This window comes from Evansella sp. AB-P1, assembly GCF_029688925.1.
In the GTDB taxonomy this organism is placed as follows: domain Bacteria; phylum Bacillota; class Bacilli; order Bacillales; family Salisediminibacteriaceae; genus Evansella.
Genome location: NZ_JARUKY010000009.1, coordinates 78724 through 92564 on the forward strand (window position 1 = coordinate 78724; position 13841 = coordinate 92564).

Consider the following 13841-nt stretch of genomic DNA (forward strand, 5'->3'; position numbering starts at 1 on the left):
AAATACACACGAAGAGTATTTCTATTTTCTTTTTCCATTATTCCCTGTAAAAAGTCTCTCGCTTTATCACTAACATTCACGAATGATCCACCTCTTTTGTCGCTATATTTTTTAACGCTTCTATACCTACAATATCATCAGTTAACCAAGGAATTAAAGCAACCTGCTTAGCTTCTTTATCAAGTACTTGCTGTATCCAAGGGCCTTCCGAAGAGGAACGACCCTTTAAAACTGGATCCACCGTATCCGTTGCTCCAAAGCTTTGGTTAATCACCCACCAGCTCGGTTTTATTTCAGCACGAATTAAATCAGCTTGTAATCGAGATGCTTCTAAAACAGGGGTCGCTTCAGGAAGCGTCACAACGATCACATCTGTCTCTTCTTTATTTCTTAAACGAGGTAAAAGCTTTTTCACTGACTCAGGAGCATCTCCAGAAGAACGTTCAATTTCCTGAAAATAAGATTGTGATGCATCTAATAAAAGAAGCGTATGACCTGTAGGGGCCGTATCAATAATAACAAACTCCTTATCAGCCCTTTCTACAACGTCTGAAAAGGCACGAAATACAGCAATCTCCTCTGTACAAGGAGAATTTAGATCCTCCTCTAAATAAGCAATGGCCTCATCGTCTAAATGTTTACTCGCTTTTAAAACCTCATTACGATAGTTTTCCACTTCTTGTTCTGGATTAATTCGACTAATTGTTAGAAATTCTGCAACGGTTTCATCCCGAAGGACATGGGTTAAATGGGCTGCAGGATCTGTTGTAGTTAAATGAACTTTTTTCCCCTTTAGTGCTAAACCAACTGCAATAGCGGATGCCACCGTTGTTTTCCCCACGCCTCCTTTTCCCATAGCCATGACTACCCCTTGAGGTTTTTCCGTTAACTGCCCTATTATTCCTTCTAACCCTAATAAGTCGTTATGAGATTTCACTTCTTTATGAGCTTCCAATGGCATTCCTTGAAGTTTTATGAACGCCCTCAATGACTCCGATCCTGTTAGAGGATAAGGGATATACGGTAGTTGGTATATCGGGATGTTTTTCAACTTGTCTGTTAGTGTTAGTAAAGCTTCCTGCTGTTTATTGAATAAAGCATTCGCAACAACATCTGTCTTCGATTCAGGTTGAAAAACGCCATTAATAACTAGCATTTGATTCGTTATGCCCACGTTAAAAAGTTCCTCCGCGGCTCTTTCCCCTTCGGAAATTGCAGATCGATCTGGTCGCGATACGAGGACTAGGGACGTTTTCGTTTCATCAGATAAAGCTTTTACCGTTGCCTCATATAATGTTTTCTTTTCTGCTAAGCCAGAAAGAGGTCCTAAACATGAAGCACCATGTGTACTATCCTCTAAAAATCCTGTCCAAGCAGTTGGAAGCTGGAGTAAACGCAACGTGTGACCGGTAGGGGCTGTATCAAAAATAATGTATTCATAAGCATCGTGAATGGACTCATTCGTTAGCAGATTAGCAAATTCATCAAAAGCAGCAATCTCCACGGTACATGCTCCTGACAATTGCTCCTCCATTTGCGCTACAACTGATGCTGGTAATTTATCTCGAAAAGGACCAACTACTTTATCTCTGTAATTAGCAGCAGCTTCCTCCGGGTTTAAATTTACTGCAGATAAACCTGGAACAGATGGGATCTTTTCTATCTCTGATCCAATTTCTAACATAAACACATCTTGTAAATTGGACGCTGGATCGGTACTTACAATTAAAACAGAATGCCCTTCATCAGCTAACAAAACAGCTGTAGCACATGCCGTTGACGTTTTCCCAACTCCTCCTTTTCCAGTGAAAAACAAGTATGGAGTATCCTTCACAACTTTTGGTGAAAAGGTTGGATACATCTTCATCATCCCTTTTATAATAAATTCAATTTATTTGCTTTTTCATCCTTTTTCATAAATTCCTGTTCTGAAATACCAGTCCAATCAGAGAGCTCCAAATTTGTTGGATATTCTCCTACCTTTTTTACTTCTCCATCAACTAAAATCGCTGGTAATGCATCTGTTCCCTTTTCTTCCAGTAACGATTGAACCAACTTTTCATCCACAAAGGCCTGTGGTTCACTCCCTAAATTAAATCGCTTTATATCAACACCTTTCTTTTCAAGTAAAAATATAGCTGTTGCTATTCTTGTCAATTCTGGGTCTACACTTGGTCCACAAACTCCTGTTGGACAGCATAATGCTGGGTCAAATACTCTAATGTTAACCATTCCACTTCCTCCTTTAAATATGGGAAAAAGCCGAAAAAATTCGGCTCCACCTTCTTTTATTTACCTGTTTCTGCATATGTTTTTATTCTGTCACCGATTTCATCACGAACTCGTTGGAATACAGCCCATTTCTCTTCATCCGTTCCTTCTGCTTTAGCTGGGTCATCAAATCCCCAATGGACTCTTTCTTTATTTGGAGGTGTAGCTGGACATACATCATTAGCATGACCACAAAGGGTAACAACAAGGTCTGCTTTTTCCAATAAATCTTGATCAATTGTATCAGAGGTTTGATCTGAAATATCAATTTGAACTTCATTCATGGCTTTTACAGCCTTAGGATTAACACCATGGGCTTCAATACCAGCGGAGTATACGTCGTATTTATTCCCTAAATATTTTTTACCCCACGCTTCCGCCATTTGGCTTCGGCAAGAGTTACCTGTACATAAAAAATAAATGATTTGTTTAGTCATTAGAAAAAACTCCTTTTGTTTATATTATTTTTAATAAAGGATCTGTTAAATTTTATTGTTGATTAATGCTTCTGGGTTCTAAATAGCTATTTTACTAAGCTACTTTCTGGAAACCAGTGCTTTGTTTTATTCGCAATTTTCACTAAGTAAAGCATTAACGGAACCTCTACAAGTACACCAACCACGGTTACTAGTGCTGCTGCAGAGTCAATACCAAAGATGGCAATTGCTACTGCTACTGCTAATTCAAAGAAATTACTTGTACCAATCATTGCTGCAGGAGCTGCAATACTATGTTTAATCTTCCACCATTTCGCCCATAAATAGGCTACTGCAAAAATAAATAATGTTTGAATAATAAGTGGTATTGATATTAATCCAATATGCAATGGGTTGTTTAAAATAACATCACCTTGGAAAGAGAAAAGAATAATTAATGTAAGTAAAAGTCCAATGATCGTAAAATTACCTGCTTTTTTCAAATAAACATTTTCAAACCAATCTACGCCTTTACGTTTAACAATAAGAACACGTGAAATCCATCCTGCAACAAGAGGGATAACGATAAATAGAAATACCGATAAGAAGACCGTATCTAATGGGACAATTACGTTGTTCACTCGTAGTAAAAGTGCAACAATCGGTCCGTATGCAAAAATAAGAATAATATCGTTAACAGAAACTTGAATTAATGTATAACCAGCATCGCCTCTTGTTAAGTAGCTCCAAACGAATACCATCGCTGTACAAGGGGCTGCTCCTAAAAGTACGGCACCCGCAATATAATCTGTTGCTAAACTTTCTGGTATAAACGGACTAAAGATAAATCGAAAAAATAACCATGCAAAGAAAAACATAGTAAACGGCTTAATTAACCAGTTCACTACTAGTGTAATGACAAGGCCTTTCGGTTTTTTCCCTGCATTCACAATACTTGAAAAATCTATTTTTGCCATCATTGGATAAATCATTAACCAAATAAGGATGGCAACCGGTATAGATATTTCAGCTATTTTAAACGTATCTAACGTATTAGGAACGATAGGTAAAAGTTGGCCTAACGCAATACCAACCACAATACAAATGGCTACCCAAATCGTTAAATACCGTTCAAAAAAATTAAGTCCTTGACCTTTTTGAACTTCATTATTCATTTTAGTCTTTCCTCCAATTTATTCTCTTTAATTATCACAGCAAACTCTCAACCCTTGTTTTTCCAGATTGCGAATAACTTCTTGCTGATCAGGAAAATGATTCACGATGCTTTTAACAAGGGGATAGACAGAGACACTTTCATTAATACGGTAAAAAATCCATTGTCCTTGTCTTCTTTCTTTCACGATTTCAGCTGATTTTAATTTTGCAACATGCTGACTAATGGAAGGCTGACTCATTTGTAAAACTTCAACAAGCTCACAAACGCAACATTCATCATGCATAAGGATGGATACAATATTAAGACGAGTTTTATCACCTAAAAGCTTTAATATTTTCGCTCCTTGCTCTAAGGTCACGTCATTTAATATGGTCATCTAGCTCTACCCCTTTCAATTCATACCCATTATATAAGCATACACTTATATAATCAACCACTTATATATTAATTTATTGTAAATGTTTTGTTACATCAATTGTTAGAATGCACGAAAAAAAGACCTGTATTTTCATACAGATCTTTAAGAGGAACGATATTTAAAAGGATAATGCCCACCAATTTGTCATAAGTAGGAAAGTAGCAGCAAGAACTACAATATACCCAAAACCTATATATGCAAGCTTCTTTAAATATTGACTTTGTATATGTATATCATTTTCCCCTTTGTATTGCTTCAATTTCTTTGACATAATTCCTAGTAATGCACCTAATGCCAAAGTTAAGATGATAGCAACCCACGTTCTTCCCATATCAAAATGGGGATAAATCACGATACCAGTTATTAATGTGACAACAAGGATTAAATTAGCTGCCATTATCACTCCCCGCCAAAAACCTAATCCATTTAATGGGGCTTGGCTTTTACTTTTAGATAAAGCAATAAAAGGCAATGGAATTAAGATTAGAAATAAAAGTGGTATTAATTTGTGCATCCATAAAGCTACAGTCATTTAATTGTCTCCTTTCAGTTATATACTACATTTTTTGATATTTTTCTTCCTTTCTAAATTTTATCTTATTTTCATTTCCAAAACAATTTTATGCATTTCATGAGTATAGAAAAACAAACCACCTACAAAAAGAGGTGGTTTGATAGTTACCATATTTTTTATTTCATTGTTCATTATTAAAGGTCTTCTCTTTCATAGGAAGCATATCCTGAGGCTGCATCATTTTCACCATTTTCATCTAAATATCTTTCATATTTACGATGATCGACGCTAACACCTGAATAATTACCTTCAATATCGGCTGTAACAACTCCCTCAACTTCTTCTACATAACCGACTGGCTCTTCAGATTCAATGAACATACTATTATAATCCTTTTCTGTGTTGGTAAAATCTGAAGGTGTTTCCGATGTACCATATGCACTCACAGCTTGCCAGGAATCCTCCGCATCGAAAAAAGTTTCATTTTGTAAGCTTTCATCGTATTCAAATTGTCCGAATGCTGGAGCTAGTATATCTTCTTCAACAGGTCGATTGTTAGAAACTTTGTTTTCCTCCGTATGGTTAATACAGCGTTTCGTTGTTGGCACTGCTTCTAACCTTTCAAATGGTATATCTTCGCCACAGATTTCACACTTCCCGTATTTCCCTTCTTCCATCGCTTTTAATGCTTGATCTATTTCTTCGATATGGTGCTCAGAATGTTCATTTAAGGCAAGATCTTTTTCCCTTTCAAACAATTCCGTCCCATGATCGGCAGGGTGATTGTCATAGTTGGATAATTCTCCAACGGACTCCTTTACATGTGCAAATTCCAGACCGTAGTGCTGACCTTGCAATCGCGCTACTAACTCCTCTTTCCATGCAATTAATCCTTCTTTCAGTTTATTTAGTTGATCTTGGGTAAGCATTTTAGCACCTCCATACCCATATTTTTGCGTTCGTAATTAGTTTGCCTTAAATATAAATAAATTCACTGCAAACATTTTGGAATTACTTATACAAAAATAGGAATGTATGAAGGTAAGTACATCATTAAAGTGAATTATTTTCGTTTTGTTGACGAATTTCTTCCCTTGCAATGTCACGATTATTTTCCTCTAATTCCTTATGTTGATCTACGGAGTCTCCTGGATAATATTGATTTGTTTTTAAAGGATTAATGAAGCTTGTATTTGTTCGAATTGTATATTCTTCATCTTCAGGAGCATTTGTTAATGTAACATTGTCTGCTGCATAAGTCTCTTTCTTATTTTTCTTACTCATGTTCCCTTCACCTCCAATTTGTTTTAACGCACATACTCCGCATTATAGCTATTTTCCCCAGCATGGACTGTAAGAAGCGTATCGCTATAACCAATTAATCGATTAACGAGTTCATCACATACTTCATAAACTAATGAATGATTTTTAGAATCCCATAATTTTGGATCATCTATAATGATAGTCGTATTAATGAATACGTCACGATTACCTTGAAGATCATAGTGAATAATAACTTTTATTGGAGCCCCCCCTGTTTTTGGTTCTTTGAAATTAGGTAAAAAAACATACCATTCTTCTGCCGTAGCTGACCGAAAATTTTTTGTAAAGGTCATAGCTTGTATTACATCATTTATAACACCCATCATCTTTGAATCAATCGACTTATCAACAACTTTATCCACAGGACTCTCCCTTCCTAAAAAAACATCCACAAAGTTATTAACAAAATACAAAATAATCCTCATTTATCCACAGGTTTATCCACAATCAAATGCGTTTTGATTAGTTTTCCACAACTAATCCACATTTTTTATTCTCATTTATTTTTTACAATCTACAGTTACCCATTCATGCCAAATAATTGCTTTTTTCTAGACACTCCAATAGTTGGTAAAAAATTTCTTGCTTTTGAAAATGGCCACCTCTTAATCAGAGGTGGCTTCATGATCTTATGTTCTATAGTTATTTTAGAGCTTTTCTCGCTAGCTGAATATCGTTGTTTAGAAGCTTTTCTAAATTATATGCAGGATAATTGCTGTTTTTATACATATAGTTAAAAATCTTCCCATGTAAATCAATTGCATTATTTAAATGCTTTTGAAGTACCTTTCTAACCTCAGGTGTTGCTGCTTCTGTAATTGCAATTCCATAATTACGTACAGTCATTTTAGCTAAGGCTAATAAATCCCCTGCGAAAAAGGAATCACTAAATGCTGGCTCCGCACGTTCTGCTTCTTCTCTAGGCATGTCTGGATAAAATACTAAAAGCTCCATTAGATTAGTTGTGATCCCTTCAATTGCATTCTTGTAGATACCTCTTAATTCAGCATCACGAACATTGTCTATTCCTTTTTTTAGTTTGATTAATCCTACTGATTGAAACGCCACCAATTCATGTATCTCAAGTGTTTCATGCCATGCTAAATGTTCTTCCTTCACTATCTTCCATCTCCTTATCGCATTAAGATTTTACAACGATAAGGTATTCACCTCTGTTTGTTCCTGTTACACTTGTTGATACAGAAAAGTAAACATCATATACAATTTATATTATAATGAATACAGGTATTAACCATTTTAATATGGAGAAAAATTAAAGTGAGGGTTTAATTTGAGAAAAAAACTAACTACAATTGCGATTGCTGTGACCGCTATTGTTTTTTCTGTTTACATCGTATACGATCATTTCTTTGCTGAACAAGAAAACACTAATGATCAATTAATGCAACAATTTTTAAGTGGGGATGATAGTGATCGAAGTCCAGAGGAAGATTTCACTTATTCGGAATCTGAAGAAATTGGTGGTTACCCTGGCATGATGGCACCGGCACTTCCATTGGAGGCTTGGGGTGATCGAGAAGATCTTCACATCTCTGATTATAAGGGTGATTTTGTTATTTTAAATGCATGGGCCTCATGGTGTGCACCTTGTCGTGACGAGATCCCTTATTTAATTGATTTTCATGAAAACTATTTAGATGAAAATGTTCAAGTACTAGGTATAAATATGACTAATACCGAGACGAGTGAAACAAGAATAAATACGTTTATTGAAGAGCTTAGTATCCCATATGATTTGGCTATGGATCGTGAGGGATTAGTTGAAGAGCAATTTAGAATTCAATTTTTACCTTCCACTTTTATTATAGACCCAGATGGTAGAATTGCTGTACGAAAAATGGGCTATGCAACATACGACATGATTGTAGATATGTATGAAGAGGCTATAGAAATATTTGAAAGTAACAATAATGAATAATAAGAGGGGATAAACTGACATCCTGAACATAAGGAAGCAGGGGCGGTTCCCATGCTTCCTTATATAGGTCAGATCATAAATTTCCCAATTTCTATATTAGACTAGAAGTTGGGAGGATAATTAGTTTCCCAGTTATTATTCTTTAGAGGATACTTTTTTTGATAGGGACGTGAATTTCCATTGAAAATTTATCAAATTCCCAAGGGTGGCAGCGTTCATCATAAAACTCAAAGTCTAGCTTCGTGTCATCAATTTCATATCCGGAACTAGGAAACCACTCTTCCAAAATATATTTCCAAGTACCTTGTATGGAAGCAACGAAATCGTCGTCTCCAACAGGTGGGGTAATAATTTTTTCATCAATATAGTCTAATGTTTCTTGAATTAGTTGAACATAGTTCATGTAAAGCCCCCGTTCCAGAAAGAGTTACTTAGGATACTCCCATAATAACAATTCCACTAACGATTATCTTTTCCTATATTGCTATTTTTAAAAGAATCGGTAAATACTAATAGAAATGGAGAAAAAGATGACAAAGGATTTCAACTTATCCTAATGCTGCAAATTCTGCTACATAACCAGAAACAACATTTTCCTCCAACTTCATCCCAACAAGTAATGGCTCGGAGAACTTGACTGTTCCCGAGCCATTATACAATCATAGGTAAATTAAAATATTTTGGATATAGGTTAAAATTGAACTTATTGGACTTTACTTTGTTCCTTTCTGTATCCACTCAGCAACTTCTATTGTACGTTTTGCTTGATGTTTTACAGCAGCTTGCACGTCTTCCTGCATATTCCCCTCTTGATCTACAGTAACGCTTGTTCCATAAGGGTTACCCCCTGAACTAAAAATAATAGGGTCAGTATACCCAGGAGCTGCCACAATTGCTCCCCAATGATACATGGTATTATAGAGAGCCAAGATCGTTGCTTCCTGTCCACCGTGGGGATTAGAAGCTGATGACATTGCACTTACTGCTTTATTAGCTAATTTCCCATTAAACCATAAACCACCCGTCGTATCTAAAAACTGCTTCATTTGCCCTGGTATGTTACCAAAACGTGTTGGCGTACTAAAGATAATAGCATCAGCCCACTCTAAATCATCTAAAGTTACTTCTGGTACATCCTTTGTCTCTTCCATATGCTTTTTCCAAGCTGGGTTTTGATCTATCGCTTCCTGTGGTGCAAGCTCTGGAACCTTTAATACTTTTACAGCGGCTCCAAGCTCCTGTGCCCCTTCCTTCGCCCACTGCGCTAATTGATAGTTCGTCCCTGTTGAACTGTAATAAATGACCGCTACATTAATGTTAGACATTGACGTTTCGTCTCCTTTATTCAAAAATAATATGTAATGCTTTGGATATTATTTCTTATTTTGATTCATTTATACATAAAAAAAAAGGGTGAACGATCTTCTTCGTTCACCCTCCCACTTTTATTAAAATCAACATAGCTTTTTAACAGAAAGTACATAATTTAAAACAAGCTTGAAAACCAATCCCTTATAGATTGAAAGATTCGTTGGAAGACATTTTGTTCCTTTTCCTCATCTGATTTTAACAGAGTCGCCCCAGTCTCATCAGATGTTGTTGTAACTTCCTCTACCATTAACAAAGTATCCTCCTGGATAGAATCTGCTGTATCATCCTCGATCATTAATCTTGCTTGATGCCCTTCAATAACGTGTAGCATTTCACTTCCATATCGTTCATATATTAATTGGATATTTTCTTCATTGAATGGAGAAATACCTACCTCCACCTTATTTTCGAATACATTTACTGATGTAAAGTAGATATTCAGCCCTTGATCTGAAAACTCATTTAAGTCTATTTCCATTTGCTTTTCCATTAACTCTTTCTCAGAAAAATCCACAAGGCGAATAGTCAGTTCAGCTGGATCTACTACTAATTCCTTCAACGCTTCCTCATGAGTTGCTTCGATTGGTTCCGTAAAGGATAGAACAATGGTACCTAATTCATTTTCTTCCCGATCGATATGCAGGCTTGAATATATCTCTTTCGGAATGTTTTTAGAAATGTAATTTCTTACATTTTCAATCACCTCTGTATGATTAGGGTCTATACCTTCCTTCTCCCATTCAAGAATTTGTCTAGTAAAGTCATCCATATCATCAGGAGCTTCTTCACCTGTGTCCATCAAAGTTCTTTCTGCCTCTCCTTCACTTGGAGCAACTTCAACAACCTTTACTTTCTCTTGATCAAGCACTTGTCTAGTTGACTGGTCAACCATGTTATCCTTTTCACCATGGACGGTTTGACCTTGTAATCCTCCAACAAAGAATACTCCTACTACTAGAGATGATACTAATAATTTTTTTCCATTCACTTCAATCATCCTTTTCTCATTTTTAGTCATAACTACCGTTTTTTTATTTCTCATGAAAAATATCACCTTATGAGAATTGAAAACAATGTTAATTTCAAAAATGAGACGCCTTCATTTATGAATAAGTTTCAAAAATATATTTTAAATTACACCGTTTTCTGCCAATCAGTAAATTCATCCTTTTTCATTCGTTCCATTAGGACAGGTATAGCACGATGGAGTGTGGATTTCACTTTTCCTTCCGACCAATGGAGCTTATCACATGTTTCCTTAATGGTGCATTCATTTAGTTTTCGTTCCACAATAACATCACGATAAGATGGCTTTAAATTATTAATACATGTATATAACTGACTAGACTCTTCTTTCCGTTCTACAATTTCTTGTGGCAAGAGGTTTTTATCATCTCGTTCATCCTCAACATTATCGTCCATCATTGTTAAAGGCTTCTTCTTTCTTATGTAGTCAACCGTAACATTATGAGCAATTCGAAATAACCACGTTTTTGCATTTGCTGCATTATTATATGAGTCAAAGAAGCGATAGGCTCTAATGAATGTTTCTTGTGTTAGATCCTCTGCTTCATGATAATCACATATCATCCTATTAATATAGTTATTTATAACTAACCCATGCTCCACGTACCAGTCTGATACTTGTGTGCTTTTATCTACATTCATTTAACTAACCACCTATGTTATTTTTAACTCCGTTTTCAATTATTATAGGTAAATACACCTATGTGTACTACACCAATTAATACACATCAATCATATAAAAATAAACAAATATTGTCAATAATGATTTCGTCATTATTTAATAATAAAAAACCAAAGCCACAATGTTATGGCTTCGGTTTATCTTCATCATTATTATGGGTGTTTTTATCTACTCTATTTTTATTCAACAATAAATTCAAAGTTTGCTATAAGCTTCACTTCTTTTCCTACTAATACTCCTCCAGTTTCAAGAGGAGCATTCCATGTTAAACCATAGTCTTCACGATTTATCTTTCCTTCTACATCAAATCCAGTAACTGTACTTCCATCCATTGGGTTTTTCGACATACCATTATACTCTACGGTGAACTTCTCTGTCTTTGTTACGTCTTTAATCGTCACATTTGCAGTTAATTCGTATTCACCTTCTGAAACTTTCTTAATGGACTCACTAACAATTTTGATAGTTTGATAGTTTTCTACGTCAAAAAAATCAGCTGAACGTAAATGCCCATCACGATCTTCATTGTTTGTATCGATAGATGTCGCATCAACAGTTACATCTACTTTTAATCCTTCGAGGTTATTCATATCTCCTACAATTTGAACATCAAAATCTTTAAATTCACCCTTTGCCTTAGCAATCATCATATGTTTCACTTGAAACCCAACACCACTGTGTACTTTGTCTAAATGAAAAGTTGTCATTTATCATTACCTCCACATGTTTATTTCCCTATAAGGGTTTTACTTATAAATTAACCGTTACTTACTTTATGTAATAAACTATATATTAATTATTTATTTAAGTCAATATATTTACTTTATTTTTTATAAACGTTCTTTTTTATACACTTTAAAATATACTTGACAGGTTGGTTTTATCGGAATAATATTAAAAGGTAAATTAACAATGCATTTATTATTATTCTTTCGTTAAACTAGTACATTTTTTATTATTTAATTCCGAGTTAACTTATTTGTTTTATAAACATAAAAAAGGAGAGAGAAAGATGGCATTACAAGAAAAAGAACTTCCACATACAAATGAATTAACGAAATCACCGAAGAAAAAAAGCCTGTTAAATACAGAGGATTGGTGGGCAGTTTGGCTTGGCTTTGGAATAATTGCATTCGTTTTATTATCACTATTCCCTGCTGCAACATTACCAGTGAGATGGGGAACAGAGGGTAGTGAAAGCATCCTTCAATCTATTCCTCCAGACAGAATGCTTGGAATAGTAGTCACTGGAGTAATTGCCATGCTTATTTTCGGAATTGCAACATCTTTTTTAAAAGGTAAAAGTGATAAAAAATTTTTGTTAGCTTTCCCTGCTCTTTTTGGCTTAATGCTTGCTGCTTACGTCCTTGGTCAGTATGGACCTTTACGACACTATGGATTTAATGACGTCATATGGGCATTAGTCATTGGATTAGTAATAAGTAATGTTTTCAAAACACCTGCATTTTTAAAAGGAGCTTTACACACAGAGCTTTACATAAAAACGGGGCTTGTACTATTAGGGGCATCGATTCTATTTGATAGAATGTTAGCATTAGGGATGTTAGGTGTTGGGGTAGCATGGATCGTAACTCCGATTGTCATTATCTTGATGTACTTATTTTCTCAACGTGTGCTGAAGATGCATAATCAACGTGAATTAGCTGTAACGATTTCTTCAGCTACAGCAGTTTGTGGTGTTTCTGCTGCTATTGCTTCAGGTACCGCAGCTAAAGCGAAAAAAGAAGAGATTACTTTAGCTATTTCCATTACACTTATTTTCACCATTCTTATGATGCTTGGTATGCCAGCACTTGTTTCTTTATTTGGAATCGATCCAATTGTTGGGGGAGCTTGGCTTGGGGGCACAATTGATGCAACAGGAGCAGTTGTAGCTGCAGGTTCTTTGTTAGGGGAGAATGCCATGGAGGTTGCCTCTGTCATTAAAATGGTCCAAAACATTCTTATTGGCTTCGTTGCAGTGGGGATTGCTATATTTTTTGTTAGTCGCAGTAATCAATCTTCAACACCTGGAGGAGCTAAGAAAAAAGTAACTGGAAAAGAAATATGGAATCGTATGCCTAAGTTTATATTAGGTTTCATCGGTGCCTCTCTTATCTTTTCATTCTTACTCCCTACAGCAACTGTTGAAGCTACCTTACCTACGATTGATGGGTATAGAAACTTATTCTTCACGCTTGCCTTTGTAAGTATTGGACTAGAATCTAACTTTAAAGAATTAGCTAAAGGCGTTCAAGGTGGAAAACCTATTATTCTCTATATTACTGGGCAGTTACTGAACATTATTTTAACGTTAATAGCAGCATGGATTTTCTTTAGTGGAACATTTTTCACTCTGCCATTTTAAGGAGCTATAAAAATGAAAAAGAAACTTATATTTTTTCTATGTCTAGCTGTGTTCCTTGTTCTCGTAACCTTTCTTCCTAATCAAACAGATTCAAACGGCCCTGGGGCTGGTGACATTTGGTGGATGAACGTCCCCGAAATAACGGAGCATTATCATACTATTACTAATAAAAACTAAATCTACTAAGTTATGTATGTGTATGGTGACTCCAAATCCAGCTTTCGTTGCTGGGAGGGCGGTAGGAAACGGTAGGTGGAATGTCATCGTCCATACTACTAGACACCTGATAAAAAATTTTATGAATTTCCGTAATAGAAGGAATGGCAGTGGAAACCC

Annotated in this window: 18 protein-coding genes; 3 read left to right on the forward strand and 15 right to left on the reverse strand. The window is 35.6% G+C overall.

The window, feature by feature from the left end:
* Positions 1 to 76: 76 nt before the first annotated feature.
* The 10 genes from arsA to QA612_RS10995 form a co-directional block, all read right to left on the reverse strand.
* Positions 77 to 1861 carry an arsenical pump-driving ATPase gene (gene arsA / locus QA612_RS10950; RefSeq protein WP_278283854.1) on the reverse strand — a complete coding sequence of 595 codons (1785 nt, stop codon included), beginning with the start codon at positions 1859 to 1861 and terminating at the stop codon, positions 77 to 79.
* Positions 1862 to 1875: 14 nt separating this feature from the next.
* Positions 1876 to 2232, reverse strand: coding sequence for an arsenite efflux transporter metallochaperone ArsD (gene arsD / locus QA612_RS10955; protein ID WP_278283855.1), 357 nt, complete (start codon positions 2230 to 2232; stop codon positions 1876 to 1878).
* 56 nt (positions 2233 to 2288) lie between these two features.
* The gene (gene arsC / locus QA612_RS10960) at positions 2289 to 2708 is read right to left on the reverse strand and encodes an arsenate reductase (thioredoxin) (RefSeq protein WP_278283856.1); all 420 of its coding nucleotides are present in this window, start codon (positions 2706 to 2708) and stop codon (positions 2289 to 2291) included.
* An 86-nt stretch (positions 2709 to 2794) separates the two neighbouring features.
* Complete coding sequence (gene arsB / locus QA612_RS10965) at positions 2795 to 3862, reverse strand: ACR3 family arsenite efflux transporter (protein ID WP_278283857.1); 1068 nt, start codon at positions 3860 to 3862, stop codon at positions 2795 to 2797.
* A 27-nt stretch (positions 3863 to 3889) separates the two neighbouring features.
* Positions 3890 to 4240, reverse strand: a complete 351-nt coding sequence (locus QA612_RS10970; RefSeq protein WP_278283858.1) for an ArsR/SmtB family transcription factor — start codon at positions 4238 to 4240, stop codon at positions 3890 to 3892.
* A 160-nt stretch (positions 4241 to 4400) separates the two neighbouring features.
* Positions 4401 to 4814, reverse strand: a complete 414-nt coding sequence (locus QA612_RS10975) for a hypothetical protein (protein ID WP_278283859.1) — start codon at positions 4812 to 4814, stop codon at positions 4401 to 4403.
* 176 nt (positions 4815 to 4990) lie between these two features.
* Positions 4991 to 5725 (reverse strand): TraR/DksA C4-type zinc finger protein, encoded by a 735-nt coding sequence (locus QA612_RS10980; RefSeq protein WP_278283860.1) that lies wholly within the window; start codon positions 5723 to 5725, stop codon positions 4991 to 4993.
* A gap of 124 nt (positions 5726 to 5849) precedes the next feature.
* Positions 5850 to 6080, reverse strand: a complete 231-nt coding sequence (locus QA612_RS10985) for a hypothetical protein (RefSeq protein ID WP_278283861.1) — start codon at positions 6078 to 6080, stop codon at positions 5850 to 5852.
* Positions 6081 to 6103: 23 nt separating this feature from the next.
* Positions 6104 to 6445 carry a hypothetical protein gene (locus QA612_RS10990; protein ID WP_278283993.1) on the reverse strand — a complete coding sequence of 114 codons (342 nt, stop codon included), beginning with the start codon at positions 6443 to 6445 and terminating at the stop codon, positions 6104 to 6106.
* A 316-nt stretch (positions 6446 to 6761) separates the two neighbouring features.
* The gene (locus tag QA612_RS10995) at positions 6762 to 7241 is read right to left on the reverse strand and encodes a spore coat protein (RefSeq protein ID WP_481804435.1); all 480 of its coding nucleotides are present in this window, start codon (positions 7239 to 7241) and stop codon (positions 6762 to 6764) included.
* A 169-nt stretch (positions 7242 to 7410) separates the two neighbouring features.
* On the opposite strand from QA612_RS10995, the gene QA612_RS11000 reads away from it, so the two are divergent.
* A complete protein-coding gene (locus QA612_RS11000; RefSeq protein ID WP_278283863.1) occupies positions 7411 to 8058 on the forward strand; it encodes a TlpA family protein disulfide reductase in 648 nt (215 codons plus the stop codon).
* Positions 8059 to 8200: 142 nt separating this feature from the next.
* On the opposite strand, the gene QA612_RS11005 is transcribed toward QA612_RS11000, so the two are convergent.
* From QA612_RS11005 to QA612_RS11025, 5 genes are all read right to left on the reverse strand, one after another.
* On the reverse strand, positions 8201 to 8461 hold the full coding sequence (locus QA612_RS11005) for a GyrI-like domain-containing protein (protein WP_278283864.1): 261 nt from the start codon (positions 8459 to 8461) through the stop codon (positions 8201 to 8203).
* Between the two features lie 310 nt (positions 8462 to 8771).
* Entirely contained in the window at positions 8772 to 9383 is a 612-nt protein-coding gene (gene wrbA, locus QA612_RS11010; protein WP_278283865.1) for an NAD(P)H:quinone oxidoreductase, read from the reverse strand.
* A 161-nt stretch (positions 9384 to 9544) separates the two neighbouring features.
* Complete coding sequence (locus QA612_RS11015; protein WP_278283866.1) at positions 9545 to 10471, reverse strand: hypothetical protein; 927 nt, start codon at positions 10469 to 10471, stop codon at positions 9545 to 9547.
* 92 nt (positions 10472 to 10563) lie between these two features.
* Positions 10564 to 11097: an RNA polymerase sigma factor gene (locus tag QA612_RS11020; RefSeq protein ID WP_278283867.1), complete on the reverse strand. Its 534-nt coding sequence runs from the start codon at positions 11095 to 11097 to the stop codon at positions 10564 to 10566.
* A 219-nt stretch (positions 11098 to 11316) separates the two neighbouring features.
* Positions 11317 to 11844, reverse strand: coding sequence for a YceI family protein (locus QA612_RS11025; RefSeq protein WP_278283868.1), 528 nt, complete (start codon positions 11842 to 11844; stop codon positions 11317 to 11319).
* Between the two features lie 305 nt (positions 11845 to 12149).
* On the opposite strand from QA612_RS11025, the gene QA612_RS11030 reads away from it, so the two are divergent.
* Positions 12150 to 13505, forward strand: a complete 1356-nt coding sequence (locus QA612_RS11030) for a YeiH family protein (protein ID WP_278283869.1) — start codon at positions 12150 to 12152, stop codon at positions 13503 to 13505.
* Between the two features lie 12 nt (positions 13506 to 13517).
* The gene (locus QA612_RS11035) at positions 13518 to 13682 is read left to right on the forward strand and encodes a hypothetical protein (RefSeq protein ID WP_278283870.1); all 165 of its coding nucleotides are present in this window, start codon (positions 13518 to 13520) and stop codon (positions 13680 to 13682) included.
* Positions 13683 to 13841 lie beyond the last annotated feature (159 nt).

Excerpts from the sequence above, each read along its gene's own strand:
- arsA (WP_278283854.1), bottom strand. The coding sequence starts at position 1,861 with ATGTATCCAACCTTTTCACCAAAAGTTGTGAAGGATACTCCATACTTG.
- arsD (WP_278283855.1), bottom strand. The coding sequence starts at position 2,232 with ATGGTTAACATTAGAGTATTTGACCCAGCATTATGCTGTCCAACAGGA.
- arsC (WP_278283856.1), bottom strand. The coding sequence starts at position 2,708 with ATGACTAAACAAATCATTTATTTTTTATGTACAGGTAACTCTTGCCGA.
- arsB (WP_278283857.1), bottom strand. The coding sequence starts at position 3,862 with ATGAATAATGAAGTTCAAAAAGGTCAAGGACTTAATTTTTTTGAACGG.
- QA612_RS10970 (WP_278283858.1), bottom strand. The coding sequence starts at position 4,240 with ATGACCATATTAAATGACGTGACCTTAGAGCAAGGAGCGAAAATATTA.
- QA612_RS10975 (WP_278283859.1), bottom strand. The coding sequence starts at position 4,814 with ATGACTGTAGCTTTATGGATGCACAAATTAATACCACTTTTATTTCTA.
- QA612_RS10980 (WP_278283860.1), bottom strand. The coding sequence starts at position 5,725 with ATGCTTACCCAAGATCAACTAAATAAACTGAAAGAAGGATTAATTGCA.
- QA612_RS10985 (WP_278283861.1), bottom strand. The coding sequence starts at position 6,080 with ATGAGTAAGAAAAATAAGAAAGAGACTTATGCAGCAGACAATGTTACA.
- QA612_RS10990 (WP_278283993.1), bottom strand. The coding sequence starts at position 6,445 with ATGATGGGTGTTATAAATGATGTAATACAAGCTATGACCTTTACAAAA.
- QA612_RS11005 (WP_278283864.1), bottom strand. The coding sequence starts at position 8,461 with ATGAACTATGTTCAACTAATTCAAGAAACATTAGACTATATTGATGAA.
- wrbA (WP_278283865.1), bottom strand. The coding sequence starts at position 9,383 with ATGTCTAACATTAATGTAGCGGTCATTTATTACAGTTCAACAGGGACG.
- QA612_RS11015 (WP_278283866.1), bottom strand. The coding sequence starts at position 10,471 with ATGAGAAATAAAAAAACGGTAGTTATGACTAAAAATGAGAAAAGGATG.
- QA612_RS11020 (WP_278283867.1), bottom strand. The coding sequence starts at position 11,097 with ATGAATGTAGATAAAAGCACACAAGTATCAGACTGGTACGTGGAGCAT.
- QA612_RS11025 (WP_278283868.1), bottom strand. The coding sequence starts at position 11,844 with ATGACAACTTTTCATTTAGACAAAGTACACAGTGGTGTTGGGTTTCAA.
- QA612_RS11030 (WP_278283869.1), top strand. The coding sequence starts at position 12,150 with ATGGCATTACAAGAAAAAGAACTTCCACATACAAATGAATTAACGAAA.
- QA612_RS11035 (WP_278283870.1), top strand. The coding sequence starts at position 13,518 with ATGAAAAAGAAACTTATATTTTTTCTATGTCTAGCTGTGTTCCTTGTT.